2 protein-coding genes are annotated in these 773 nt (G+C 67.1%); both read right to left on the reverse strand.

All coding sequences use genetic code 11. The features are described from left to right. Positions 1 to 523: pirin family protein (locus J7643_19975; protein MBO9542872.1), on the reverse strand; the 523-nt coding region annotated here is incomplete at its 3' end. Further along, a partial coding sequence (locus J7643_19980) for a DoxX family protein (protein ID MBO9542873.1) occupies positions 520 to 773 on the reverse strand: 254 nt, incomplete at its 5' end. The genes J7643_19975 and J7643_19980, both read right to left, overlap by 4 nt.

A 773-nucleotide genomic window follows, 5' to 3' on the forward strand; every position in this document is an offset into this window, starting at 1 on the left:
TTTCGGCGCCATCGAACAGACCGGCGTACATCCGCGCGTCCTGGTGGATCCGGACCGAACCATCGGCGCCATCCGGGCTCACCACCAGGCGCAGGCGGCCACGCTTCTCGCTGTCGTCGAACCGCTTCTGCTCATAGCCCGGAGTGATGCCGGTGCGGTCGGGCAGGATCCAGATCTGCAGGAAATGGGTGGTGCCGTTGCTGTCGTAGTTGAACTCGGAATGGGTCACGCCGGTGCCGGCGCTCATCCGCTGCACTTCGCCGGGGGTGATGCTCTCGACATTGCCCATCGAGTCCTTGTGGCCCAGCGCGCCCTCGAGCACGTAGCTGATGATCTCCATGTCGCGGTGGCCGTGGGTGCCGAAACCCTGCCCGGCGGCCACGCGGTCCTCGTTGATCACCCGCAGCGGACCCCAGTGCACGTGGTCCGGGTCGAAGTATTCGGCGAAGGAGAAGCTGTGCCAGGAGTCGAGCCAGCCGTGGTTGGCATGGCCGCGCTCGGCGGCCGGTCGCAGGGTGATCACAGGGCACCTCCGGTGCTCAGGGTGGGGGAAGACAGCTTGCGCTCACTGCGCCAGGCATCGACGCTGAAGGCGCCGGCACCATTGGCGGCCAGCATCAGGAAGCCGCCGCCGATGGCGACATTCTTCATCAGGTGGATGAACTGGTTCTGGTCGGCCAGGTCGGCATGGAACAGCACGCCGGCGGCCAGGGAGAACACGGCCAAGGCCAGCGCCGAACTGCGGGTGAACACGCCGGCGAGCACGGCCAGGC

The sequence above is a fragment of the bacterium genome (genome assembly GCA_017744355.1).
GTDB lineage: Bacteria > Cyanobacteriota > Sericytochromatia > S15B-MN24 > UBA4093 > JAGIBK01.